A 24,621-nucleotide genomic window follows, 5' to 3' on the forward strand; every position below is an offset into this window, starting at 1 on the left:
GGCTTTACACCTTGTGTGGGGCGGTGGCGGTCGTTGGGGCGGGGGCGCGTTCGTGGCGCACGAGCTCGCGGGTAGGGCCGTCGGCGAGGACGCGCCCGGCATCGAGGGCGATTACCCGTTCGGTCAGCCCAAGGAGGCGGGCGCTGTGCGTGACCAAGATCAAGGTGGTGTCCTTGAGGGTCGAAAGGCGGTCGACCAGGCATTTTTCGGCGTCGGGGTCGAGCCCATTGCCGGGTTCGTCGAGGATCACGATCTTTGCCGGGAGAGCGAGGGCGCGTGCCAGCGCGACCTTTTGGCGCTGTCCGCCGGAGAGGTTGGCGCCGTATTCCTCGATCCGCCGATCCAGACTCAGGCTGCCACGCGCCAAATCTTCGTCCAGGCCCGAGAGATGGAGGCCGCGCCGGAGCGCGGCGATGCGTTCGTCGGCGCTCGCCCACGGGGCGATGCCGAGCAGGATGTTCTCTTCGAGCGAGCCGGCGACCAGCACCGCTTCCTGCGGCTTGAACGCCAGCCAGTCGGCGCGCGCGGCGGTGGGGTGGGCCGACAGCGCGGCGTCATCAATGCGGACTTCACCTTTACCCGGAAGCATGGCGCCAGCGAGCAGGCGGGCGAGGGTCGATTTCCCCGATCCGGGGCGACCGATCAGGGCCACGCGTTCGCCCGCGACGATGCGCAGATCGATGCCGCGCAGCGCGTGCTCGTCGCCGTAGGCGTGTTCGAGGCGGTGGGCGCTGACGTCGCCGCGGAGCGCGGACGCGCTCCGCTCAACGACTTGTGCCGAGGCCGGCTGCGAAGCGGTTGGATTCTCGAGGAAGGGGGCGAGGGCCCGCAGTGCGTCGCCGAGCTCGTCCCAGCGGCCGAGGGTGTGCAGGGTGCCGGCGACCATGCCCAGTGTCCGTCCGGAGAGCATTGAGGCAGCGATCAGGGCGCCGACGCTCAGGTGCTGCGCGAAGACGAGGTAGGCGCCGAAGACGAGCAGGGTCACGTAGCTGCCGGCATGCACGATCTGGAGCAGGTACTGCTGCCGGTTGCTTTCGCTGCGCCACCAGGCCGAGCAGCGCGACTGATGACGCGACTGGGCCATGAAGCGCTGAAACAGGCGTTCGCCGGCGTAGCTGGTGCGCAGTGCATCGAGCGAGGCCAGTGCGTCGGTGAGCAGGGCGTGTTTGTCGGCCTGGGCTTCGACGTTGTGGCGTGCGGCCTGGCGCAGGCGCTGTTTCAGCCAGGCGCCGACCGCGATGAAGATGAGCGTCCAGAGGACGACGACGATGAGCAAGGGCCAGGCGATCAGCGCGATGGCCAGGCCCATGAGGACGATGAACGGCACGTCGGCCAGGGCGACGAGGTAATGCGAGGAGAAGAAGTCGCGGGCTCCGGCAAGGTCGCGGTAGTGCGTCTGGAAGCGTGCCACCAGCCCGGGTTGCGAGCCGGCGGAAGCGTTGGGGCGGAGCAGGGCCGCGAAGAGCTGCCGATCGATGCGTTCGTCGAGAATTTGCGCCAGGCGCTCGACCTGGCGGGCGCGCAGGTTGCGGACGGCGAGTTCGGCGGAAAGGCACAGCAGGGCGCCGATGGCCAGGGTCCAGAGGGTCTCGAACACCCCGTTGAACACCACCTTGTCGTATACCAGCATGGCGAAGAGCGGGAGGACCAGCATTCCGAGGTTGATCAGCAGGCTGGCGATAGCCAGGCCGGCGAGACGGCCGCGCAGCAGCCCTGCCGCTGCGCGCCAGTAGCCGGAGGCGACGGCGTGTGGCGAGTGTCCCGGGGCGTGAGTGACGGCGAACAGGTAGCCCGGCGTTCCGGCGTCGGGGAAGTCCGTGGCGGCGGCTTGAGGGGCGGGGTGCAGCTGTTGCCAGCCGCGCAGGGCGCAGCGTTGCCAGAGGGTCCAGCTGCGCGCGTCGCGCCCGAGCCAGAAGCAGTCCCAGGGCTGGTCGGCGACGGAATCACCGGCGCTCCGTCGCCAGTCGGGGCGGTCTTCGGAGACCGTGTACCCGGCACCGCGCAGGGTGTCGTTGGCGTTGATCAGGGCCTGCGGGCGCCGTTCGGGGGCGTCGACGGCTGCGATCAGTTCGCTCAGCGCGCGGCTCAGCCCGGCGGGCGTCTTGACGCCCTGGGCGCTGAGCTGCGCGCCCAGGCAGTCGGCGAGGGCAGGGGCGGTCTGGCTCATGGGGCGAACTGGATGTTGAGTTTTGCGATGACGCTCTGGTTGCCGGGGGCGTCGGCGGCTCGGTCGTAGAACGTCACTTGGTTGAGCCCGATGTGAGCGAATTGGCTCGTTGGATCGCTGGCGTCGATGAAAAAGTCGTCCTGCCCGGTTTTCAGGATCAGCGTCAACGTGTTTGAACTGTTGTCGTCGACCAAGCCCTGGAGTCCGGCGACGGTGATCTTGACCGAGGAGGCGGTATTGTCGCGGCTCAGGTCCAGCGTCTCGATCGAGCCGAAACCGGCGAAGTCCCTCAGATCGATCCCGCTCCCGCCTTGCGCGGCATGCAGCTCGAGGGTGTCGTTGCCGGCGCCGCCGCTGACGACCAGCCCGGTCTTGCCGGTGTTGAACTGGCCCTGCCCGAGGATGAAACGGTCGGCGCCGTCGCCGCCGTAGGCCTGGTCGCCGTTCAGCGTGGCGTCGGCGTTTCCGGTGAGCAGGTCGAGGATGTCGTTGCCGCTGTTGGGCCCGCTGCTGCTGCCCAGCACGTCGCTCCCGCTGCCGGCGATCAGGGTGTCGTCGCCCTGCCCGCCGTCGAGGCGGTCGTCGCCGGCGTCGCCTTGAAGACGGTCGTCGCCGCTGCCACCAAGCAGGCTGTCGTTGCCGGCATTGCCTTGGAGCGTCGTGGCCCGGCTGGCATCCCCGGTCAGGGTGTCGTTGCCACTGCCGCCGAGCAGCGTCTGGATGTTGTACAGCCGGTCGCCCTGGGCGCCGCCGCCGGTATTGACGTTGCTTTGCAGATTGACGTCGAGGGCCGCCGTTTCGGCGCTGTAGTCGGCGACGTTGAGGCCGCCGCCGCCGTCGAAAATGTCGGCGCCGCTGCTGCCCTTGAAGGTGTCGTTGCTGGCGTTGCCGATGAAGACTTCGGCGCTGTCGCGGCCGATGAAGGTGGTCGCGCCCTGGGCGCCGATGACGCCGGTGATGTCGGCGTCGAAGCGGTCCCCCGCGGCCTCGCCGGTCCCCGCGCTGCCGTTGGAAAAGTCGACGACCAGCGCCGTATCGAGGGTGTCGTAAGCCGCGTAGTCGCCGGCTTGCGCGGCTGCCGCGCGCAGCGGGTCATAGGCAGCGTTTGTGGCGCCGCCACCGCTGAAACGGTCGGCGCCTGCCGCGCCGTAAAGACGGTCGTCGCCGCTGCCGCCGTCGAGCACATCGTCGCCGCTGCCGCCCGCGAGCCGGTCGTTGCCCGCGCCGCCGGCCAGCGTGTCATCGCCTGCGCCGCCGTCGAGGATGTCGTCCTCCGCGCCGCCGTCGAGGGTGTCGTTGCCCGCCTGCCCCAACAACATGTCGGCGCCGCCGCCGCCATTGAGGCGGTCGCTGCCCAGGCCGCCGGTCAGTTGATTGGCACTGCTGTTACCGTCGATCCGGCCGCCGTTGCCGCTCGCCGCACTCTGCGCCGAGAGGTCGCGCAGGGCCACGTTCTCGATGCCCGTGAAGCTGTCGGTCTGGACGAGGCTGCCGCTGCCGGGGGTGAGCACGCGGGCCGTTCCGCTCCCGTCGTCGTTCATCGTGATGCTCAGTTCGAAGGCGTCCGCGAAGTGTTCGTAGCTGAGCGTGTCGCTGTCCTGGCCGCCGTCAAGGACGTCGTCGCCGCCGCGGCTGGCGTAGAGACGGTCGTCGCCGGCGCCGCCGGCGATGCGGTTGCTGCCGGAATCGCCGCGCAAGCTGTCGGCATAACGCGAGCCGGTGAGATTTTCGATGTCGACGTAACGGTCGCCGCTGGCCCAGCCGGCGCTGCCGAGCGCGTCCAGCGCGGCGCTGACGCTCGCTTCGGCGCGCTCGTAACTGACCGTGTCCGTGCCGGCGCCGCCCTGCATCTCATGCGCGTCGGCGCCGGCGATGAAGATGTCGCCGCTGCTGCTGGCGGTGGCGCGGATGATTTCAATGCCCTCAAAGGTGTCTCCTCTGGCGTCTCCGCTTCCGCTGCCGTCGACCAGGTCGATGATCAGGTTGTCCTGTTCGGCGTAGATCGCGCTATCGTTGCCGGCGCCGCCGATGAGACGGTCGCCGCCGGCCCCGCCGCTGAGGGTGTCGTTGCCGTCGCCGCCAGCGAGAACGTTGTCCTGCGCGTCGCCGGTGAGGCGATCGTTGAAGGCCGAACCGACGAGGTTCTGGATGTTGACGTAGAGGTCGCCGGCGGCGTATTCGCCCCGGTTGTCGCCCGGCGCAGCCAGCGACGCGACGACGCCCGCGGAGGTGTCCCCGTCGATTGTCGTCCGGCTGGCATCGGCGTAGCTGGCAGTGTTCCTGCCCGCACCCGGGGAGGGCGTCGTGTCGCTTTGGCTCAGGCCGCCGATCAGATAGTCGGCCCCTTGTCCGCCCAGCAGCGTGTCGTCGCCAGCGCCGCCCAGCAGGATGTCGTCGCCGGCGCGGCCCGCGAGTTCGTCGTCGCCGGCGCCACCCTCCAGACGGTTGATCTGGGCGCTGCCACGCAATACGTCGTTGCCGTTCGAGCCGACGAGGTTTTCGATGCTGCTGAGGGTGTCGCGGTCCTGGTCGGCGACGGTCTGGGCACCCGCCAGGGTGAGATCGACGATGACGTTGCCCGCGGCATAAGCGTAGCTCGCGGTGTCTTGGGCGCCGGTGCCGCCGTCGAGCAGGTCGTTGCCCGTGCCGCCGGAGAGGAGGTCGTTGCCGGCGCCGCCAAGCAGCGTGTCGTGATCCGCACCGCCTTCGAGTTCGTCAGCATCGTCGCCGCCATCGAGCCGGTCGTCGCCGCGTCCTCCCGCGAGGGTGTCGCGCGCTTCACCGCCGGTCAGCGCGTTGGCGGCGTCGTTACCGGTAATCGTGTTCGACGCACTGGCCGAGCCGATGACGTTTTCGACCCCGACGAAACTGTCACCGACGATCAGCGAGTCGCTGCCGGCGGCGGGAACGACGCTGCCGGACTGCAGGTCGAGCGTGAAGCCGAGGGTGTCCGCGGCATAGTCCACCGTGTCGATGCCCTCGCCCCCGTCGACGCGGGTCGCGGTTTGCGCCGCGACGATGATGTCGTCGTATCGGCTGGCGATCACGGTTTCGATCGAGTCGAAGGCGTCGCCGCGGGCGATGCCCGTGCCGCGGCCGCTGTTGGCGTCGGCCGCGGTGAGCGTGAGGTCGATGGTGAGGCCGCTGTCGGCGTCGAGGTAGATGGCGGTGTCGGTGCCGGTGCCGCCGTTGAGCATGTCGGCCCCTTGGCCGCCGTTCAACTCGTCGTCACCGGATTCGCCCTGCAGCAGGTCGTTGCCGTCCAGGCCGCGCAAACGGTCGTTGCCGTCGTCGCCGAGCAGGGTGTTGGCGCGTTCGTTGCCTTCGAGTTCGTCGCCCTTTTTGCCTCCGGTCAGCGATTCGATGCCGATGAAGCGCTGGGCCGCGATTTTCGTCGTGCCGGATGCGTCGTAAATGTGTCCGCCGGCGGTCAGGCTGACCTTGAGCACATTTTCGCTGCCGGCGTAGCTGACGCGGTCAAAGCCGGTATCGTTCTCGCCGTCGCCGCCGTAAAAAGTCTGGAGCGCGCCGAGCGAGGCGATGTTGGCCAGGGTGTCGTCGCCGTCGCCGCCGTAGATGACGTCGCTGCCTCCTGCGCCCTTGAGGTCGTCGTTGCCGGCGCCGCCGGCGATGATGTTGTCGCCCGAGTCGCCTTCCAGCGCGTCGTCGTGCGCCGAGCCCGTCAGGTTCTCGATGTTGACGTAGCTGTCGGCCGCGGCATCGCCGGCGCTGCCGCCGGAAAGCAGACTGGCCGACACCGAGGCGTCGGCGTCGGCGTAGGTCGCCGTGTCGTTGTCCGCGCCGCCATCGAGAAGGTCGCCGCCGCCGCCCTGTCCGCCGTCGAGGAGGTCGTTGCCGGCATTGCCACGCAGTTCGTTGGCCAGGCCGTCGCCGACGAGAATGTCGCCATGCTTCGAGCCGGTAATGTTCTCGACCCCGTCGAAGCGGTCGCCGACCGCCGCCCCGGCGCTCAATCCCTGGCGGTCGGCCTGCAGGTAGACCGCGACCGCATTGCTGGCCCGCCCGTAATCCACCGTGTCGCTGCCGGTCCCGCCGTGATAGGTGTCGCCGCCGCCGTGGCCGGTGAGCGTGTCGTTGCCCTTGCCGCCATTGAGCAGATTCGCCCCGCTGTTGCCCTCGAGGCTGTCGCCGAAATCGGAGCCGATCAGGTTTTCGATGCTGACGTAGGTATCGCCGAGCGCGTCCTCGGTGTTGCCGTTCGGGGTGCTGAGGCTGGCCCGCACCGCGGCGGTGGCGCTGGCGTAGGAGGCGGTGTCGCTGCCCTCGCCGCCGTGGAGCGCGTCGCCACCCCGGCCGCCGATCAGCATGTCATTGCCGGCTTCGCCTTCAAGGCGGTTGGCGCCGTCGTCGCCCACCAGCGTGTCCGCATGGCGGGTGCCGCGCAGGTTTTCCACGAGGACGAAACTGTCTCCCTGGGCCTCGCCGTTGTTGAGTGCAGCGTCCTTGCTGTCGAGGCTGGCGAAAACGGCGGCGTCGCTGTCGAGGTAGCTTGCGGTATCGTCGCCCGCGCCACCGCGCAGGACGTCCTTCCCCCGCCCGCCTTCAAGTTCGTCGTCGCCGTCGTCGCCTTCGAGCACGTCGTCGCCGTCGGCCCCGAGCAGGCGGTCGCCACCGGCGCCACCACGCAGAAGGTTGCCGCCGGCATCGCCTTCGAGCGTGTCGTTGCCGGCGCTACCGGTCACGTTTTCGATGCTCAGCAGCAGGTCGCCGGCCGCGTCTCCGGTGTTGCGCGTGGCATCGGCGAGCGAGACCGTCAGACCGGCGGTTCCGGCGCGACTGTAGCTGGCGGTGTCGCTGCCTGAGCCGCCGTCCAGCGTGTCGGCGCCGGCCATGCCTTGCAGGGTGTCGTCGCCGGCACCGCCGCGCAACAGGTTTGCCCCCTCGTCGCCGACAAGGAGGTCGCGGTGTGCCGAGCCGATGAGGTGTTCGACGCGGACCAGGTAATCGCCGGCCGCTTCGCCGCCGGCGTTGAGGTGCTGGTCCCCGGTCGCCAGGTGGACGGTGACGCCTTCGCCAGCGGCATTGCCGGCAGCTTCGGCGTAGCTGGCGATGTCCTCGCCGGCGCCGCCATCGAGCACATCGCTGCCTTCGCCGCCGACGAGCAGGTCGTTGCCCTCTTCGCCGTAGGCCGAGTCGTTGCCTTTGCCGCCCTCAAGCTGGTCGGCGCCGGTTCCGCCGCGCAGTTGGTCGGCGCCATCGCCGGCGAGCAGGATGTCGGCCCCGCGTCCGCCGCGCAGGACGTCGTTGCCGCCGAGCCCGCGCAGGATGTCGTCGCCGTTGCCGGCGTCGATGGTGTCGTCCTGGCCGTCGCGCCCGCTGATGTCATAGCTCATCCCGCGCGCCGGGAGTTTGACGATGAGCAGACCGTTGGCGTCGCTTTCGGTCAGTGCTGCGGCGCTGCGCACATCCTCGTGGCTGAGCGTGAGCGAAGAGGCGGCGATCAGCTTGCCTTGCGCGTCCAGGTATTTGAATACGATCTGGAAGCGGGTTCCGGCGACGACATCGGCGTCGGCGCTGACGGTCCACTCGAGCGCTGCCCGCGTCGCCGTCTTGTCGCTGGCGTCGATGAGCACGCCTTGGCGCAGGTCCTGGCCCGCAATCCGGAAGCCGGGCGGCAAGGCGGCCGCCGGGTCGGCCAGCGAAAGCTGGATTTTGGCTAGGCTGCCGGCGGGGGCGAAGACCAGGTCAGCGCGAACCTTGGCGCTGTCGGCGCTGCCGGTGTCCCAGTTCTGGGCGGCTTCGCCGCCGGTGAGCCGAACCTTGAGCCGGCCGTCGGGCAGCATCTGCTGCAGCGTGGCCGCCGCGAAGTTGTCGTTGGGCGTGGCCTGGCTGCCGTCCCAGCGCTCGATGTTGCTCAGCTTGGCTTCGGCGCTGGCCTGCAGGCGCGGGCGCGGCAGTTCGTTGCTGATCAGCGGCGGCTGGCTGGGATTCGTGTTTTGGCCCGGGGGCGGGGTGGCGGGCGCGCTGGCCTCGTCGGCGCGCGCGCGGGCCGGCGGGGAGAGAAAGTCGAGGGGCTGTGGGTCGGCCGTCTTGAAGGCGGTAAACGGTGTGCGCAAGGCCTCCTCTTCGCCCTCCTGAACGGCCTTCTGAGGCTGCGCGGCGCGCACGGCCTCGTCGAGCTGCGCCTGCAGTTCGGCCACCTGGGTCTCCAAGTGCTGGACCTGCGCTTCGGCGCCGGCGCCCGAATCGAGGTCGTTGCCGCTCTCGGGATCGGGCGGTTGCGGTTTGAGCGTCGTCGCTTGCATGCGGAAGCTGCCGCCTTCGACCGGGCTCAATTCGCCGACGCGCTTGAACAACTCGCCGGCGCTCAACTCGCCGGTGCTGAAAGCGATCTTGAGGTCGGCCTGGGTGACCGCGAGCAGCGCGCCCTCGGGGATGAGGATGCGCAGTCCATCGTGCGTGACGACGATGAGGTCGACGTCGATGACCTCCACGGAGGCGATGTCGGCGGCCGCGAAGGGGAGCGCAAACGCGGGGCGGCCGTCCGCCCCCGTTCGGATTTCGGCCAGCTCGATCCGCGCGCTTTCGGCTTCGCGTTCAGGTTTGGACGGGGCGGTGGTCGGTGGGGGGGGCATGGGGCCTCCGACGGAAAGTGACGGTTACGGACCTCAGGCGCGCGAGGTTTGGAGTTCGTTGAGGGCGCGCATCAGTTGCTCAGCGACCTGGTTCTGGCGCAGGTCCGATTCCTGGAACAGCAGTTCGAGGCGGTTGACGAGCTGGATGTTGGTGACGTTGCCGTCCTGCAGGCTGCGCGACATCACCGAGACGGTGTTGCCGAGCGTATGCAGGGTCGCGTTTTGCGCGCTTTGCGCGTCTTCGATGACGCGCGCGAGTCGAGTCGCGGCCTCGGCCTGTTCGCGCAGGCTTGATTGCTGCTGCCGTTGGGTCTGGTCGACGAAGGACTTGAGACCGCTCAGGTTGCTTTCGGACAGGGCACCCAAGGTGTCGTTGAGCTGTCCGATCTGTTGCGCGACGAGGCGCGTTCCGGCCTGTTCGTGCGCGCTGTTTTCGGCCAGCCGCTCGAGGCTGGTCGTCATCTCGCGCATCAGGTCGTCGATGCTGCGCCGTTGGGCGCCAGCAAGTTCCTTGAGCCCGCTCTGGGTGGCGTTGGCGACTTGATCCGCTTCCCGGCGCTGCAAGGCGGCCATGTCCTTGAAGTTGCTCTGGATCAGCTCGATGAACTGGTCGGAGCCGCGGCGCTGGACGCCGGCGATGTCGCCCAGGCCGGTGCGCAGGCCTTCGCTGGTTTCCTTGAGCGTCGTGCTCAGGGACACGAGCTGTTCGGACATCCGGTCCTGGATCAGGCGCGACTGCGAAAGCGACTCGGTGAGACGCTGGCTGACCTGGGCCTGGGTTTGGTTGCCCTGAACGACCAACTGCTGCAGCGTTTCGTTTTGCGCCTGCTGGTTCACCAGCAGTGCGTGGATCTTGCTCTCCACCTGTTCTGCGGTTGCCCAGCGCTGGGCCAGCGTGCCCATGGCACTGGCGGTTTCGCGCAGGGTCTTGAGCGTGGCCTCTTCGTTTTGTTGGCTGTTCTGCAGGGCGTTCAGAATCTGTTCCTGGCTGAGTTCGCGCAGTTCGATGCGGGCGCTGAGTTGCAGCATGCTATTGACGAGATCGCGCACCCGGCGCTCGGATTGCTCGAGCGCGGTGGCCAGGCCGCGCAGAATCGGCGATTGCTCGGCCAGCGCGCCGAGGGCCTCGCCGATTTCACGGATGCCTTCGGCATTGTCCCCTTCGTCGCCGAAGTCGGTCAGGAAGGTCGTCCGGGTGTCGAGCAGGGAGACGAGTTCGCCGGTGCAGTTGCGCACGGCGACGAGGAGGACGCCCATGATCAGCGAGCCGAGCACGCCGAACAGCGAGGCGCTGAAGGCGACGCCCATGGCCTGCATCGGCGCCGTCAGGCGCTCGACCAGCATGCGGATCGCTTCGCTCGGGTCGCTGCCGCCGGTGGCGAGCGAAAAGGCGCCGATCAGCTTGCCGATCTCGGCGAGGGCGCCGAGCAGGCCGATGAAGGTGCCGAACAGCCCCAGCCCGACCATCATGCCCGACATGAACTGCGGCAGGATGAGGTAGCGCGATTGCTTGGCCTTGTAACGATGCAACTCGGCTTCGAGGGCGGCGTGCTGAACCGGGGACACCGTTTTGCCGAGCAGGTCGTTCACGATCTCGAGGACCGCGCGCGCATCGCTGCGCTGGCTGTCGAGCTGTGCGCGGAGCTGCGTGGCGTCCATCCGGTTCCGCGCCAGGTCGTAATAGGCCTCGATGTAACGCGCGTCGCGGTTCATCCGGAGGACTTGCTGGAGCATCATCGCGCATCCGCCGGCGATCAGGACGAAGATCACATAGTTGATCTGTGGGTGCGGGTTGCCGCGAACCGTGCTGGCGATGAGCTCGAAGCACAGTACCGTCCCGAAGATGAGCGCGACGATGGGAACGCCGATGTACCAGTAATACGATTTGATTTTATTCATGGCCGTGGTCTTTCTCGATCGATTTAGCCTTGGGTGGGCGGGCGTGTCCGTTCCGGGTCAGCGCGGTTCGCGGAGGGTCTGGGTGGAAAACTTGAGCAGGGGTGAGAGCAGGTAGCTCAGGACGCTGCGTTGGCCGAGGACGATGTCGGCCCGGGCCGTCATCCCCGGAAGGATGACTTCCCTGGCCAGCGGGCCATCGGCGGGGCGGGCTTCAATGGTGACGCGGTAATAGCGGCTGCCTTTTTCGTCGGGAAGCGTGTCGGCGCTGACTTCGGTCAGGCGTCCGTCGAGCGCGCCATAGACGGCATAGTCGTATGCCCCGATCACCACGCGCGTCGACAGGCCGGGGCGGAGCGCGGCCCGGTCGTCCGGGCGGACGCGCGCCTCGACGGCGAGCGGACCGTCGCTGGGGGTGATTTCGAGGATCGGCTCGCCGGGTTTGACGACGCCCCCGAGGGTGTTGAAGTGCAGGCGGTTGACGAAGCCGCCGACCGGCGCGCGGACCTCGGTCCGCGCCAGACGGTCGCTGTCGCCGCTCACCGCGTGGCCGAGACGTTCAAGTTCGCCGCCGACCTGGCTCAGTTCGAGGCGGGCATCGGCGCGAAAGCGGGCGTCGGCTTCGGCCAAGCGCGATTCCATTTCGCCGATCGCGGCCGAGAGGCGGGGGATCGCGGCCATCGCCTCGCCTTGCGCGCTGAGCATGCGTTGCGTCCGGCTCTGGGCCTCGATCAGTTCCAGTTGCGACGCCGCGCCGCGGCGATGCAAGCCTTCGAGCAGCTGGCTCTGCTGGCGGGCGAGATCGATCTCGGTGGCATAGTTCTTGGCGCGCAGTTGCGTTTCGGCCAGTTCGGCGCGGCGTTGCTTGATCTGCTGCTGCAGCGCCGCGAGTTCCGAGCGCAGCTTTTTGGCGCGTTCGTTGAAGGCGCTGCGCTCGCGCCGACGGTAATCTTCGCCGACCGCGGCGGGGAACTCGATCCGTTCGCTGCCCTCGGACTCCGCCTGCAGGCGGGCCTGGGTGGCCTGCAGGGCCTGCATGCGGCTGACCCCCTGCTGGACGTCCTTGTTTGCCTGAACGTCGGAGAGACGCATCAGCAGCTGTCCGGCGCGCACGCTTTCGCCCTCACGGACGGCGATGGCCTCGACGATGCCGCCTTCGAGGTGCTGGACGATTTGTGCCCGCGCTGCCGCGACGATGCGACCTTCGGCGCGCACGATGCGGTCGATGGGGGCGAGTGCCGCCCAGAGCAGCAGGGCGGCGACGAGGCCAGCCAGGATGCCGAGGGCGCGCCGTTCGGCGCGCTCCTGGCTCGACAGGTCCGGGGGGGCGTCGGCCATGTTCAGTCCGGCACGCAGCTCGGCGGCGATCGCGGCCAGGCGGCGAAAGATGCGGGCGGTCATGTGGCCGGCCTGACGACAACCTTGGTGTTGTCGGCGTTGTCGCGTTCGCTTTCCTGGACCCGCACTTCGATCATCTCGCCCGGAACGCCGGCCTTGAGCAGCACGCTGCGCACCGCGTTGGCGCGGTAAAAGGCGAGTCGGGTCGCCTCGCTGAAGCCCTTGGGCGTGACCACGTGAATGCGCCATTTCTGGCTGGCGGACAGCGGCGCAAAGCGCTTGAGCTTGGTGTTCAGGTCGTCGCTTTCCGCCGCGCTCAGTTGCACGACGTTGCTGGCGAAATTGACGATGACGCCGCTTTTGCGCACCTGGGTGCGGTTTTTCCCTTCCGGCGCGCTGGCTGGCGTGCTGGCTTCGACGACCTCCAGGCGCTCGGCCGGTGCCGGCGGTTCCTGGCTGTCCGGGCGCGAAGGCGCGGACGATGCCGATGCGCGGCGCTCCGCTTGGCGGGCGTCCTCCTGCAGTTTGCGGATCTGTGCCGCCTGCTGCGCAATCGTTTTTTGCTGCTTCGCGACGATGTCCTGCAGGGCCTCCGGGGTCGGCGCGGCGCTGGTGGTGGTCGCGCTGATCTGGGCGGGGTCCTTGTCCTTGCGCTTCATCAGCTCTTGCAACTGGAGCGTGGCCGAGATGACGACGATGGCCATGATGGCGATGACGAACAAGAGGTTGATCGCCAGATTCGAAATGGCATCGACGTAGCCGGGCCAGAAAATGTCGGAGACATCGTCGGAATCGGAGGCGGCGGACATCTCAGTGTTCTCCCGAAGAAAGAGGGGCGCCGTCGGCGAACGCGGCGAGCTGCCCGAGCCGGCGCAGGAGCTGGGCGTGCGCGCTCATCTGCTGGCTGAGGGCCAAGGCCAGCTTCTGGCGGGCGGCGTAGAGCCGGTCGAAGGCGTCGAGGGCGTCGAGGAGCGAGCCGATGCGGCCGACGCGCATCTGTTCGCGGGTGGCCTCGACGACCGTCTGGGCTGCGCGCTGCTCGGCCTCGCCGGCCGCGATCCGCTGGGTTGCCGAAAGCAGCAGGGAAAAGTCGGTTTCGAGCGCTTGTTCGAGGCGCTGCCTTTCATCGTCGTAGCGGGCGATCCGGTTGCGCAGTTCGGCGCTGGCCTCGCGGCCGCCAAGGATCTCCTTGCCGCCCAGCGAGACCGACCAATTGAGGACGGCCAGCAGGCGGCGGTCTTTCTGTAGCGGCGACGGGCCTTCGGTGTTTTCCTGATGGTCACGTTCGGCGCTCAACGCCAGCGAAGGCAACAGCCGCCCGTATTGCGCGGACACCGCCGCTTCCTGGGCGGTGATGTCGGCGCGCAAGGCCTGCAGATCGGCGTTGCTGTCGAGGACCAGGCGGCGGATTTCGGCCTGGGTTTGCGGCAGCCCCGGGAGCTGGTTGAGGAAGGGGAGGTGCAGCGCGTCGGGCGTGTGGCCGAGCAGGCGCTCGAGTTCGTACAGCGCCGTCTGGTAGGCCGCCTGCTGGTTGATGCGCAGTTCGCGCGCGGCGAGCACCCGCGTCCGCGCCCGCTCGAGATCGGCGCGGCTGCTGGCGCCGCTGGCGGCGCGATCTTCGAGGTAGGCCAGCACCTCGCCAAGCTGGGCTTCGTGCTGCGCGACGTCGTCGATCAGAATGCGCTGCGCCGCGAGATTGGCTCCAGCCTGAATGGCCGACAGGGCGACGGCTTCGCGGCTGGCCTCGACCCGGTGTGCCGCCGCCGTTTCGGCGGCCCGCGTGCCACTGAGGTTCTTGATCAGGACGTGGTTGTAGATCGGTTGGACGAGGCGCGTCGTTTGCGTCCGGTAGTCGTCGGTCTCGGCATCCGGCTTATTGGCGAGGCGCGTTTCCGCCCGGCCGCTGGCCAGGCGGGTGCTCAGCGTCGGGAGCAGGTCGGCGACCGACTGGCCGGTGCGGGCCTCGGCCGATTCATGCTGGGCCTGGGTCTGGCGCAGGCTCGGACTGCGCTGCAGCGTGGCGCGGACGATGTCGGCGAGTGCCCAGGGCGGCGCAGTGCGTTCCTCCGCCGGGGCGCTCCCGGTCGTCCGCGGCAGGTCGATCGTGCTGCGTCCGGCAAAGCGGGCAAAGGTCAGCGTCTGGCGCGACAGGTCCGGGGTGTAGGCGCGCGCCTGCGTCTCTCCGCTGCGCGTTCGTGTGCCCAGGCGTTCTGCGCTCGGCGGGGGCGGCGCGCTTTCGGCGCGGGGCGCCGGTGGGGGGGTACGGGCCTTGTCGGGCGCTGCGCCGCGGGGGGCGGCGAGCGGCAGCTCGGTATTGCGTTGGCGCAGGTTCGGGCTGAGGGTCGTTCCCAGGCTCATCGCCTGGTCTTCGGGGCGGGCCCGGTCGGCGGTGACATCTTCGATCTGGCCGCGGGTGCGGGCCCGCGCGGCCTCAAGGTCGAAGGCTTGGGCGCGGGCGTCCGTCGCCGTCAGGGCGAGGAGTGCCGCGAAGCGGGCGACCCGACGCCAGTGCGCGTCGCTGCGGGGCGCGGCGTCGGAGCGTGAGGTCTGGGGCGCTGGGCGGGCCATGGCGGGTTTTCTCATCTTTCGCGCAAGGCCTCGCGGGCCTTGAAGACGGGCTTGAACAGGTAGCTGAGAACGGATTTCTTGCCGGTACGGATGTCGACCTGGGCTTGCATGCCGGGAATGATGGGCAGGTGCTTGCCGTCGGCTGTGCGCAAGGCCGCGTTGCGCGTCCGGACCAGCGCGCGGTAATAGGTCTCCTCGCGCCGGACTTCGTCGCGCAAGGTGTCGGCGCTGATTTGCAGTAGTTCGCCTTCGAGCCAGCCGTAGATCGATGCGTCGTAGGCGCTGATCTTGACGATTGCCGGCAGCCCGGGGCGCAGGAAGGCGATGTCGGCCGGACGGATGCGCGTCTCGACCAGCAAGGTGTCGTCGAGGGGGACGATTTCCAGCAGGTCCTGCCCGGATTGAACGACGCCGCCGACGGTCGTGACGCGGACGTTCTTGACGATGCCGCGCTTGGGGGCGGTGAGCACCGTGCGCTTGAGCGAATCCTGGCGGCCCACGATGGCGGCGCTTTGCGCGCCCAGCTCGGCTTCGACGCGCGTCAGCTCGGCGGCCGCGTCGGCGCGGAATTTTCCGCTCAACTCGGCGATCCGCCCCCGATGCTCGACGATCGCGCGCTGCACGCGCATCACTTCGAGCTCGGAAACCAGCCCGCGTGCCGCCAGGGGTTCGGTGATGCGCAATTCTTCCTGCGCCAGCTTGAGCGACTGGCTTTGCGCGGCGAGCGAGGTCTCCAGGCTGCGGCGGCGGGCGGCGAAGGTCTGCCGTTCGGAGTGGGCCAGGCTCGGGTTGCGGCGGGCAATGTCTTCGGGGGCGGCGAAGTCGTGGTTCTGCGCCTCGGCGCGCAGGCGCGTGGCGGCGAGGGTGAGTGCGTCGATCTTGGATTGGCTCTCTTTGACGGTCGAGCCCAGGCGGACATCGTCGATGCGCAGCAGGGGCTGGCCGGCGTCGACCGTCTCGCCTTCGCGCACCAGGATTTCCGCGACGATGCCGCTTTCCAGGCTTTGCACCACCTGTTCGCGGCTGGTCGGGATGATCTTGCCGTTTCCGCTGGTCACTTCGTCGAGTTCGGCCAGCGCGGCCCAGAGCAGGAACGCGCCGAGAACCAGGGCGCAGCAATGCAGCGCCCAACGTGTCCAGGCACGGGAGTCGTCGACCTGTGCGGCGTAGAGGTCGGCGCCGACGTCGGCAGCGGCGGCGTGGGCATTGGTTTCACGCTGGCGGGCGATGGCGTCGCGTTGTGCTGGCGTCGGCGGTGTCGGTGCGCCGGTGTTCCGCCGACCGAGTGCGAACAGCCACTTCATGAGGCGACCTCCATCGCTGGCTGGCGCCGGATCTGGCCGCGTCCGACGGCGTTGAGCACCTCGGTGCGGGGGCCGTCGGCGACGATTTTCCCGCGGTCGAGAATGATCAGGCGTTCGGCGAGATCGAGCGGCGCCGGGCGATGCGTTGCGACGAGCAGGGTCTTGCCCGCGAGGAGGCGGCGCAGTTCGCCGATCAGGCGCTGTTCGCTGGCGCCGTCAAGGTCGCCGCTCGGTTCGTCGAGCAAGACGATCGGGGTGTCGGCGAGCAACGCGCGGGCCAGGGCGACCTGCTGGCGCTGGCCGCCGGAAAGCTGGGCGCCGTTTTCGCCGAGCGGCAGGTCGAGGCCGAGCGGGTGGGCGTTAGCCAGGTTCAGCACCCCGGTCAGCGTGATGACCTCGCGCAGACGCTCTTCGCCGACGTTGGGGGCCGCGAGCAACAGGTTCTCCCGCAGGGTGCCCTGGAACAGGACGGGGTCTTGCCCGACCCAGGCGATTTGGGCGCGCAGGTCGCCGGGCGCAATCTGGCGGGATTCGATACCGTCGACCAGCAACTGCCCTTCGCTGGCGCTCAGCAGGCCGCCCAGCAGGCGCAAGAGGGTCGACTTGCCGGAGCCGACCGGGCCCATCACGGCGATCCGTTCGCCCGGGGCGATCTCGAGCCGGGGGATGCGCAGCGCAAAATGCTCGCTCCGCGGGTAGGAGAAACCGACGTCGCTCAGGCGGTACGCCCCTTGGGCGCGGGCCATTTGCAGGTAGTTGCGCTGCGGGTCGTAGGCGGTCGGGAGTTGCATGATCCGCTCGAGCGAGGAAAAGGCCAGGCGCGCCTGTTGCCAGCGGGTCATCAGCCCGGCCACCTGCGCCATGGGGGCTAGTGCGCGACCGGCAAGGATGCTGCAGCCGATGAGCGCTCCGCTGCTGAAACGATTATCGAGGATGAGGTAGACGCCCCACAAGATGAGCACGGTTCCGGCCGTCTGCTGGACGAACTGGGTCAGGTTGAGCGCGCCGGAGGAGAGCAAGCGGCTTTCCATTGCGCTGCGCGCCGCCGTGGCGCAGAGGCGTTCCCAGCGGCTCTGGACGAGCGGGGTGGCGCCCAGGGCTTGAATGGTTTCGAGCCGTTCGACGGCTTCGATGCTGAAGGCGAATTTCTGCACGCTTTCGTGCTGGTAACGTTCGATGGCCTTGCGGATGGGCCATTGCGAGGCGACGCCGATGCCGAGAATCAGCAGTGCGGCAAGGATCGGAACCCAGACGAGGCTGCCGCCCAAGAGCCCGATCACGACGAGGAAAAGCACGGCGAAAGGCAGGTCGGTGAGGGCGATCAGGGTGGTCGAGCTGACGAACTCGCGCACCGATTCGAAATCGCGCAGGTGGCTCGCGAACTGGGCACTGGACGACGGACGGTTTTCTGCCGTCAGGGAAAGCGTCTGGCGGAAAATGCGCGACGAAAGGATGAGGTCGGCGCGTTTGCCCGCCTGGTCGACGATCTGCGCACGCAGCGTGCGCAGGAAGCATTCAATCAGGCCGGCGAGCGTCACCCCGATGGCCAGCACCCAGAGCGAATGCAGGGCGCCGTTGGGAATGATGCGGTCGTAGACGTTCATCGAGAACATCGACCCGGCGAGCGCCAGCAGATTGACGAGCAGGGCGGCGACGATGCAGTCGCCGTAATGCCGGCGCAGCAGGGCAAAAACGCTCCAGAACCAGTGCGGCGCTCGGGGGGCGTCGGCGATGCCCGTCTCGGTCGTGCCGGTGTTTTCCGTGGCGTGCGCGATTAGGGCGCGACCCGCATAGGCCTCGGCCAAGGCGGCGAGGGCGAGGCGCGGCTGGGTTTCGCCAGCAAGGGTGGCGCCGTCGGCATCCAGGCGCACCACGAGTAGAGGAGGCGCGTCCTTGCGCGCCAAAAGCAGCGGTCCTTCGTCCTGGGGCAGAGCGGACAAGGGCCGCTCGACCAGTTGGACGGCAAAGCCGTGCGCCTTCAGGGCGCACGCCGCCTGTTCCAGTTCGCTGCCGGGCAGCGTCAGCCCGCCGTGTGCGGCGAGGTCGCGTGTGGCGATTCGCCGCCCGAGATGGGCGGCGAGGGCGGCGACGGTGTCCCAGAGTCCGCTCACGCTCACGGCATCCGCAGCTGGAGTTCGTCCTGCACCCGTCCTTGCAGGCTGTGCAGGCGCCAACTGGCCAGGGCGAGGTCCTGGCGCGTGGTCTCGACGTTCGAGAGTGCGGTGAAGCGTTCGTTTTCCGCGTTCAGCACGTCGAGCAGCGATTTGCGTCCGACGCGGAACTGGTCCGCGGTCGCGTCGACCATTTGCTTGGTGCTCAGCGCGTAGTCGTCGAAAGCACGCAGGGAGGCGTCGGCGCTGCGCAACTCGTACCAGGCGATTTCGACCCGATTGCGCAATTCGTTGCGAATCCGGTCATGCGCGTTTTGGGCCGCGACGACGCCTTCCTGCGCGGCCTTGGTCGCATAACTGTCGGAAAAACCCGCGAACAGGTTCCATTCGGCCGAAACGCCGACGTAGTTGGCGTCTTGTTTGCCGGCGTAACCGCCCCAGTCGTTGCCCGTGCGGGTGTTGGCCTCGAAATTGAATTTCGGCTTGAAGCCGGCGCGCGCGGCCTGGACACCCTCGCGCGCCAAGACGATTTCGGCTTCGGCCAGCCGGACCATGGGATGTTCGCTGAGCGCGATCTGCAAGGCCGTGTCCAGGGACTCCGGCAGGCGGACCCAGGGCGCGTCGTCCAGCGTCTCTGGCGGCGCGAGGCCGGTCACTTGGCGCCACGTCGAGCGGACCGCTTCGAGCCGTGCGAGGCGCGAGGTCAGCACCGCTTCGGCGAGTGCCGTGCGGGCGACAGCCGCCGCAATGTCGGCGGCACGGCCGAGGTCGTGGCGAGCGATCTCTTTGACCTGGGCGACGTAGTCGCGGTGTGTGCGCAGGTTGCGTTGGGCCAGGATCAGCAACCGGTCGGCCTTGAGCAGTTCGATGTAGGTCTCGATCGCGCGCAGCATCAATTGTTCGCGCACGTCGGTGAGGCGCCAGTCCGCGCCCAGCGAGGCCGCGCGGCGCTGCGCGAGTTGGGCGTAGATCGAGGGGTCGAAGAGCGGCAGCGTGACCCGAAGCTGCCCTTGCCGCTGCTTGAAGTCGGTATCGAACCCGCTTCCCCGTTCCTGGGTCTCGTGCGCCGCAACCGCAGAAGCAGTGAGGCGGGGGAGCAGCGCGCCGCGCATTTCGCTTGCCCGGTGTTCGGCCGCGCGGCTTTCGGCTTCCGTTTGCAGTGCTTGGGGATTGTTCCTCAGTGTTTCGGAAACATAGCGGGCGAGTCGCAGTCGTGCCGTGTCCTGTGTCCGGCCGTCGGGGGACGGCATCAGCGCAATGCGGCTGCCCTCTTCGGAGCGCAGGGGAAGAGGGGGCGGAACGCTAAGCGAGGCGGCGGTAGCGTCACTCAGTTCAGCGTCAGCGAGTGTGGGGTGATGCTCAAGCGCCAGCGAAAGTTGCAGGGGCTGCGCTTCGTCAAGCGCGTGAAGGCTCTCCGGTGAGGCTTTCGCGACCCCGAGCTGTAAGAAGAAAATCCATAATACATACAGAGAAAAAGGTGTTCGGCGGTTCACGAGAGGTAGGCCCGGTTTTATTTTTGGATTTTGGGGTCGCCACAATCCTTTTATTCTTATGCTGCAATTGTCCCAAAGCAGGGGGCTCGGATGAAGGTGACAAAAGTTACATGTCATTGGTAATTATGACTATGGTTTTGTTCTGTGCGGGTCTTGGTCAGCCCCAACCTCGCCCGTCATGGGCTGGATTTTCTTAATGCCCTGTTGGCGCAGTCATTTCGCTGTCCGTCGCGGATGCAATTGTTTAAATTCTTAAATGCTTTCAGCATTGTTGGCTTTCGTTGTCTGTCGTAGGCCTCGCCAAGAATGAGGGGAGGTGGTCTTGATGCGTGACCAAGGTCACTGTTTCTTCCCATGTGGCCTTGTTAGGGTGCGAGCACTTCATACGGGCAATGGATAGGCGTGAAGACAGAGAAGAGGGGCGAGGCGAGCGCTTCGACGAAGCGCAGTAAAAGCGTGCGCACTGACGGTGGTGCAGGAGGAAGTGCTGCACTTGAGGAGACGCTGGCGTCGATCGGCGTCAGCCTCGACGGAACGGCCGTTGCTGATCCGAATCGGCTCGAGGAGGTCTCGCGGGTTGCCAATCGTGTACTCCGCGGGCTACTGCGGCAGCTCGGGTGCGCGCAGGCGCAGCGAAATTTCCTGGCCGGTCGCGAGGAGGTGTACTGGCGCTGGGATCTGCTGCGGGACGAGATCCGTTTTGAGGGGGCGGACCGTGGTCGAGGCGCCGCCTGGGGGTGGGCGCGAGTGTCCGGTTGGGAGGCGCTGATCGATCCCAGTGATGCTGAGGGACGGGCGGCGCTTGAGGGGTTTCGTGCCGAAACGATTCCTGCACGAGCCCTAAGCTTGCGGATGCGGGTGCGCGATGGTGGCTGGCGCCAAGTTTCATGGCAGGGGCGTATCGTCGAACGGGATGGGCAGGGGGGGGCAGTCTATGCTGCAGGGATCGTTCGGCTGCTCTCCGAGGTGTCTGCAACGCTTGGCGCAGCGACGCAGGCCGACCGTTACGAAGCCCCGCCGTCCCCGCCGGAAGAGTCGACCTCAAGACTCGATTTTGTCGCCTCGATCAGCCATGAGCTGCGGACCCCACTCTCGGCCATCATCGGGGCTGCGCATCTCGCAGAAGAGACGGAAGACCCGGCGCGGGTGCGTGAGTTGGTCGGAGCGATACGTGCCGCGAGCGAGTCGTTGGCGGACATTCTCGATGATGCCGGCGATTTGTCGCGTCTCGTGTTCGGTCACTACGCCTTGGAATGCCGCGAACTTGATCTTTACGCATTGGTCGGCGAATTGGCGCGTATCCACGGGCTTGACGCCATGCGCAAAGGGCTCGCCTTTTCTTGCCTGATCGAACCCGGAACGCCGCGCTTCGTGTCGTCCGACCCGCGCTGCTTGCGCCAGGCTATTGCGCATCTGCTCGGTAACGCCGTCAAATTCACGCCGGCAGGAGAAGTCGTGATGAAGGTCGGGGCCGAGCCGTATCCCAATGGCCACCGCCTGCGCATCGAGGTGCGCGATACCGGCGTCGGGATCAGCGCAAGCCACCAGAAAAAACTGTTTTCCGCTTTTGAGCCCGGAGACGCCTCTCCAAGCCGGAGCTTTTACGGAACCGGGATGGGCTTGGCGATCACGCAACGGCTGATGCAACTTCTTGGCGGTACGGTCCGCGTTAGCAGTGCTCCAGGCCAAGGAGCGGTGTTTACCCTGGATTTTTCGATCGTCCCGCTTCAGGCGTGGTCACCGCCCTCCGAATGGAAGGGGCGGCGCGTCGGGATCGTCGAATCCTGTCCCTTGCAACGTGAAGCATTGGCCTCGATCTTGCGCCATTTCGCCATTGAGCCGGTTCTTCTGGCTGCTCCGGAGGCGGCGGAAACCCTTGCCCCCGCGAGTGAACAAAACCCGTTGTTCGCGCTTCTGGTCGAGAGTGAATGCGAGAGCGGGGGAGGTTTTCCTCTGGCCGTTCGCGTGCTCAGCCCAACAGGGCGTTCGCACACGCAAATCGGCTCCGCGCTGCTTAAGCCCCTGGTGTTTGAAGATGTCGAAATCCTTCTGCGGGAACTTCCTGACCGGGGCGCCCGCGTGCGTGCAAGGCACGCACCGTTGTCCGCGGAAAGCCGCAGGCGCCGCGGGTTGAAAGTCTTGCTGGCGGAAGACAGCAAGGTGAGTCGCGAGATTTTGTCCTCCGTTTTGGAGCGCGCCGGATTCGGAGTGGATGCCGTTGGCGACGGTCAGGCTGCCGTCGACGCGTTTCAGAATGTCCGTCGGCGTTACGACATCGTCCTGATGGACATCCAGATGCCGGTCATGGATGGTTTTGAGGCTGCCGAGGCCATCCGCGCGTGCGAGGAACGCCGCACCTGGGTCGGGCAGGATGGTGGCGCGTGTGCGCTTAATGTTCCCATCCTGGCACTGACGGCGGACGTTTTCCTCGGTATCGAACAGCGCTGTGCGGAATCCGGCATGAACGGGGTGTTGATCAAGCCTTCGACGCCGCAAAAATTGATTTCAGCCCTCGACGAAGCAATTCGGGCTGCCCGAGGGGGCGATGATACGCCGGCATGTTCTGTCGAGCCCGGGACGACGAACACGGCAGAAACGGGGCGGCGGAGCTTGGTCGAAGATTCCGTCGGGGCGGTTCTGAATCTTGAGGTGCCGATGGCGTGGGTGGGTCAGGACGCCGCGGAAGTCCGTCGCCTGGCGCGCAGCTTCCTTGCTGAACTGCCGGCGAACCGGGCGGAGCTTGAGGCCGCGCTGGGCGCGCGCCCCGCCAATTTCGCGGCTGCGCGGCGATCCTTGCATCGCTTCAAAAGCGCTTTGCGGATCATGGGCGCGGTCGAGGCCTCGGCCTTGCTCGAACCTTTGCATACGGCCTGCCGTGATGGCGATCCGGCACGGGCTCGCGCGGCTTTGGCGGCGTGGTCAGCCAGCCTGTCGCGGTTGCAGGAGGCGCTTTCCGCCCTTTAGGCTTCGGGCCGTCGAGCACGCGCCGGCGGCTTTTTGGCAGAAGCGATGTGCATGACGTGACTGATGGCGCGGGGACGCGAAGGGAGATCAAGCCGTTCGAAAATGCCGGAAACGTAATTCTTGACCGTGCCGAGCGTCAGACCGAGTTCCTGGGAGATTTCCTTGTTCGTCCGCCCTTGGAGAACGAGGGTGAACACTTCCTGCAAGCGGGGGGTGAGTTGTCCGCACAGGCGTTCGAACTCCGCGTTCAGGGGGGCTAAGACAGGAGGGTTTTCCGTGGGCTGTTGAGGGGATACGCTCAGTCGCGCATAAATGTCGGAGGGGATGTAGCGTTCTCCGGCCAGCATGAGATTGATGGCCGCACGGATGACCTCCGGCGATTGTGCTTTCACGATGTAGCCGCGAATGTTCATGGCTAGCGCCTGGGTGCGCATCTCGAAACTGTCTTCTCCGGAGAGGAGTGCTACCGGGGTATCGGGGGCGCAGGCGAGGAACTGCTCGATGGTTTCCAGTCCCTTGCAGTCGGGTAAGTCCAGGTCGAGCAGAACCAGCGCGTATGGTTTGGCTTGGGTTTTGCTCAAGCCTTCTTTCAGGTCACAGGCTTCGTCGATGATACGGATCGCTGGGGACTCTAAAAGCAGCGATTTGAGCGCTAGGCGAACAAACGGGTGATCATCAATCAGGAGAAGATCGTGTGGGGTATCCATCGGGATCTCGGCTAAGGCATGAGCTGGCTGGGCATCGTTGCTTGATAACGTCTTCGAGGTTGCGGCCTTTCCGCCGTCTAGAAGATCGTGTTCAAGGTGCGCCTTCGAGTTCGTTCCAAAACGCGGAAATTTCTTTCCGCCGCAGCTGATGCCGCCATCCCGAGCCCTGAGGTATCGGCGCGGCGGAAGGGCCGTACAAAATCGCTTTCAGCACCGCGACCGGAGTTAACGCGGCGCATGCGACGCGGATAAAGACAGTGGTCAGGGCCAGGGCGGAAAACATGAGCAAGGAAGTGCTGTTTTGTGCTGCATGAGGGCAGGCGGCGAGTGCCGGCACTATACCCGATGTGGGGGCCGGGCTGTGCGCTCGGCTGTGCGAGCGTTTGCACTTTATAGAAATGACGTGCGGATCGCGCCCTACTTGACCTCATACTCGAAACGCACGGGTTCGGCACCCTCGACGATCACCTGCAGCGTGCGTTTCCCGGCGGGCTCCTGCGGGCCGATTTCCCATTCGCCGTAAATCTTACCTTCGACCGGCACCAGTCGGCGCTGGCTGACTTGGTTGCGCCGTTCGTTCTTGAGGCCCAGCGCTTCGGCGAGCGGATCGGGTTTGGTTTCGGTCAGCGGCGGCAGGATGTATTCCTCGCTGACGCTCACCGCGCGTGCCTTGGTGCGCAGTTCGATCACCCAGCCGTAACGCTGTCCGGCGCGATGCGGCACGGTATGCGTCGGGGTAAAGATCGTCCGTGCCTCGCCGCGCTCGATGAACAGCCCGAACTCGGCGCCGAGAATTTCCACCGGCGGCACCTTGGGCGCGGCGTGAGCGGCGGTGAGCGAGGTGGCGAAAAACAGGGTTATCAGAGCACGGAGGAAGGCGGAAAACAGGGGCATGGAGGTGGGGCGCTTCAGTAGATTCGGTCTGCGCACTATACCTGAGCCAGGGGGTGGGGCTGCCGTGGCTTAACTGAGGTTTCGTTTCTTGCCACAAAACCGCTTACTGCGAGGTGACAGTATTGACGTCGTTTTCGTTAAAGTTTTGCGCATGTAGCCCGACCGTATAGTGACCGTTTTCAGCTTTTTTGAGTGCGAGAAGGTCGTACGTCTTTAGCATATCAAGCAGCCCTGAATGTCCAAAATTCGTCGGAGAAAAAGCAGGATCAGTCCGTTTGAGATATTGTCCCAGCGCGCCGAGATGGACTTGTCCATCCGATGTGCTATCGGCAAGCAACGCAACCGCCTCAACGACGAATTTCGGCCTGCGTCTGACTACAACCAGTTTCGGTGGATCAGCTTTCGTTGAGGGGGGATGCGTGTCAGTTTGTTCCGGTTCGCTTTCGTTTTCTGGCGCCCATTCGAAGAATTGGTCGCTTGCGTTACGCAGCGCCTCAGGAGTCTTGGGTTCGCCAACAATGCAAACTGTTGGGCGGTGTCCCGGGAAGTGGTGTAACAGCGTGAGGGAGTGAGGTGTTCGCCG

General features: G+C 66.9%; 14 protein-coding genes. 1 reads left to right on the forward strand and 13 read right to left on the reverse strand.

The window, feature by feature from the left end; all coding sequences use genetic code 11:
- Positions 1–4: 4 nt before the first annotated feature.
- The 9 genes from QMB55_RS04410 to QMB55_RS04450 are packed head-to-tail and all read right to left on the reverse strand — an operon-like array spanning position 5 to position 19,230.
- Positions 5–2,167, reverse strand: coding sequence for a peptidase domain-containing ABC transporter (locus tag QMB55_RS04410; RefSeq protein WP_497587460.1), 2,163 nt, complete (start codon positions 2,165–2,167; stop codon positions 5–7).
- Positions 2,164–8,763, reverse strand: a complete 6,600-nt coding sequence (locus QMB55_RS04415) for a hypothetical protein (RefSeq protein ID WP_497587461.1) — start codon at positions 8,761–8,763, stop codon at positions 2,164–2,166. Before QMB55_RS04415 ends, QMB55_RS04410 begins: the two co-directional genes overlap by 4 nt.
- A 33-nt stretch (positions 8,764–8,796) precedes the next feature.
- Positions 8,797–10,662: a hypothetical protein gene (locus QMB55_RS04420; protein ID WP_497587462.1), complete on the reverse strand. Its 1,866-nt coding sequence runs from the start codon at positions 10,660–10,662 to the stop codon at positions 8,797–8,799.
- 57 nt (positions 10,663–10,719) lie between these two features.
- Positions 10,720–12,060 (reverse strand): HlyD family type I secretion periplasmic adaptor subunit, encoded by a 1,341-nt coding sequence (locus QMB55_RS04425; RefSeq protein ID WP_497587463.1) that lies wholly within the window; start codon positions 12,058–12,060, stop codon positions 10,720–10,722.
- Complete coding sequence (locus QMB55_RS04430; RefSeq protein WP_497587464.1) at positions 12,057–12,806, reverse strand: hypothetical protein; 750 nt, start codon at positions 12,804–12,806, stop codon at positions 12,057–12,059. Before QMB55_RS04430 ends, QMB55_RS04425 begins: the two co-directional genes overlap by 4 nt.
- Before the next feature lies 1 nt (position 12,807).
- Positions 12,808–14,565, reverse strand: a complete 1,758-nt coding sequence (locus QMB55_RS04435) for a TolC family protein (protein ID WP_497587465.1) — start codon at positions 14,563–14,565, stop codon at positions 12,808–12,810.
- 11 nt (positions 14,566–14,576) lie between these two features.
- Positions 14,577–15,869 carry a beta-barrel domain-containing protein gene (locus QMB55_RS04440; protein ID WP_497587466.1) on the reverse strand — a complete coding sequence of 431 codons (1,293 nt, stop codon included), beginning with the start codon at positions 15,867–15,869 and terminating at the stop codon, positions 14,577–14,579.
- Positions 15,866–17,980: a type I secretion system permease/ATPase gene (locus tag QMB55_RS04445; protein WP_497587467.1), complete on the reverse strand. Its 2,115-nt coding sequence runs from the start codon at positions 17,978–17,980 to the stop codon at positions 15,866–15,868. The genes QMB55_RS04440 and QMB55_RS04445 overlap by 4 nt, the downstream gene beginning before the upstream one ends.
- Positions 17,981–17,982: 2 nt before the next feature.
- Positions 17,983–19,230 carry a TolC family protein gene (locus QMB55_RS04450; RefSeq protein WP_497587468.1) on the reverse strand — a complete coding sequence of 416 codons (1,248 nt, stop codon included), beginning with the start codon at positions 19,228–19,230 and terminating at the stop codon, positions 17,983–17,985.
- A 645-nt stretch (positions 19,231–19,875) separates the two neighbouring features.
- Between QMB55_RS04450 and QMB55_RS04455 the strand changes: the two genes are divergently transcribed.
- Positions 19,876–22,437: an ATP-binding protein gene (locus tag QMB55_RS04455; RefSeq protein ID WP_497587469.1), complete on the forward strand. Its 2,562-nt coding sequence runs from the start codon at positions 19,876–19,878 to the stop codon at positions 22,435–22,437.
- On the opposite strand, the gene QMB55_RS04460 is transcribed toward QMB55_RS04455, so the two are convergent.
- The 4 genes from QMB55_RS04460 to QMB55_RS04475 form a co-directional block, all read right to left on the reverse strand.
- Positions 22,434–23,144, reverse strand: a complete 711-nt coding sequence (locus tag QMB55_RS04460; protein WP_497587470.1) for a response regulator — start codon at positions 23,142–23,144, stop codon at positions 22,434–22,436. The two genes, QMB55_RS04455 and QMB55_RS04460, sit on opposite strands and share 4 nt — an antisense overlap.
- Positions 23,145–23,235: 91 nt before the next feature.
- Positions 23,236–23,427 (reverse strand): hypothetical protein, encoded by a 192-nt coding sequence (locus QMB55_RS04465; protein ID WP_497587471.1) that lies wholly within the window; start codon positions 23,425–23,427, stop codon positions 23,236–23,238.
- Positions 23,428–23,561: 134 nt separating this feature from the next.
- The gene (locus QMB55_RS04470; protein ID WP_497587472.1) at positions 23,562–24,038 is read right to left on the reverse strand and encodes a PM0630 family protein; all 477 of its coding nucleotides are present in this window, start codon (positions 24,036–24,038) and stop codon (positions 23,562–23,564) included.
- Between the two features lie 103 nt (positions 24,039–24,141).
- Positions 24,142–24,621 (reverse strand): OST-HTH/LOTUS domain-containing protein (locus QMB55_RS04475; protein WP_497587473.1); only part of this gene is annotated, 480 nt, incomplete at its 5' end.

The organism is Propionivibrio sp., from assembly GCF_041441355.1.
In the GTDB taxonomy this organism is placed as follows: Bacteria; Pseudomonadota; Gammaproteobacteria; order Burkholderiales; family Rhodocyclaceae; genus Propionivibrio.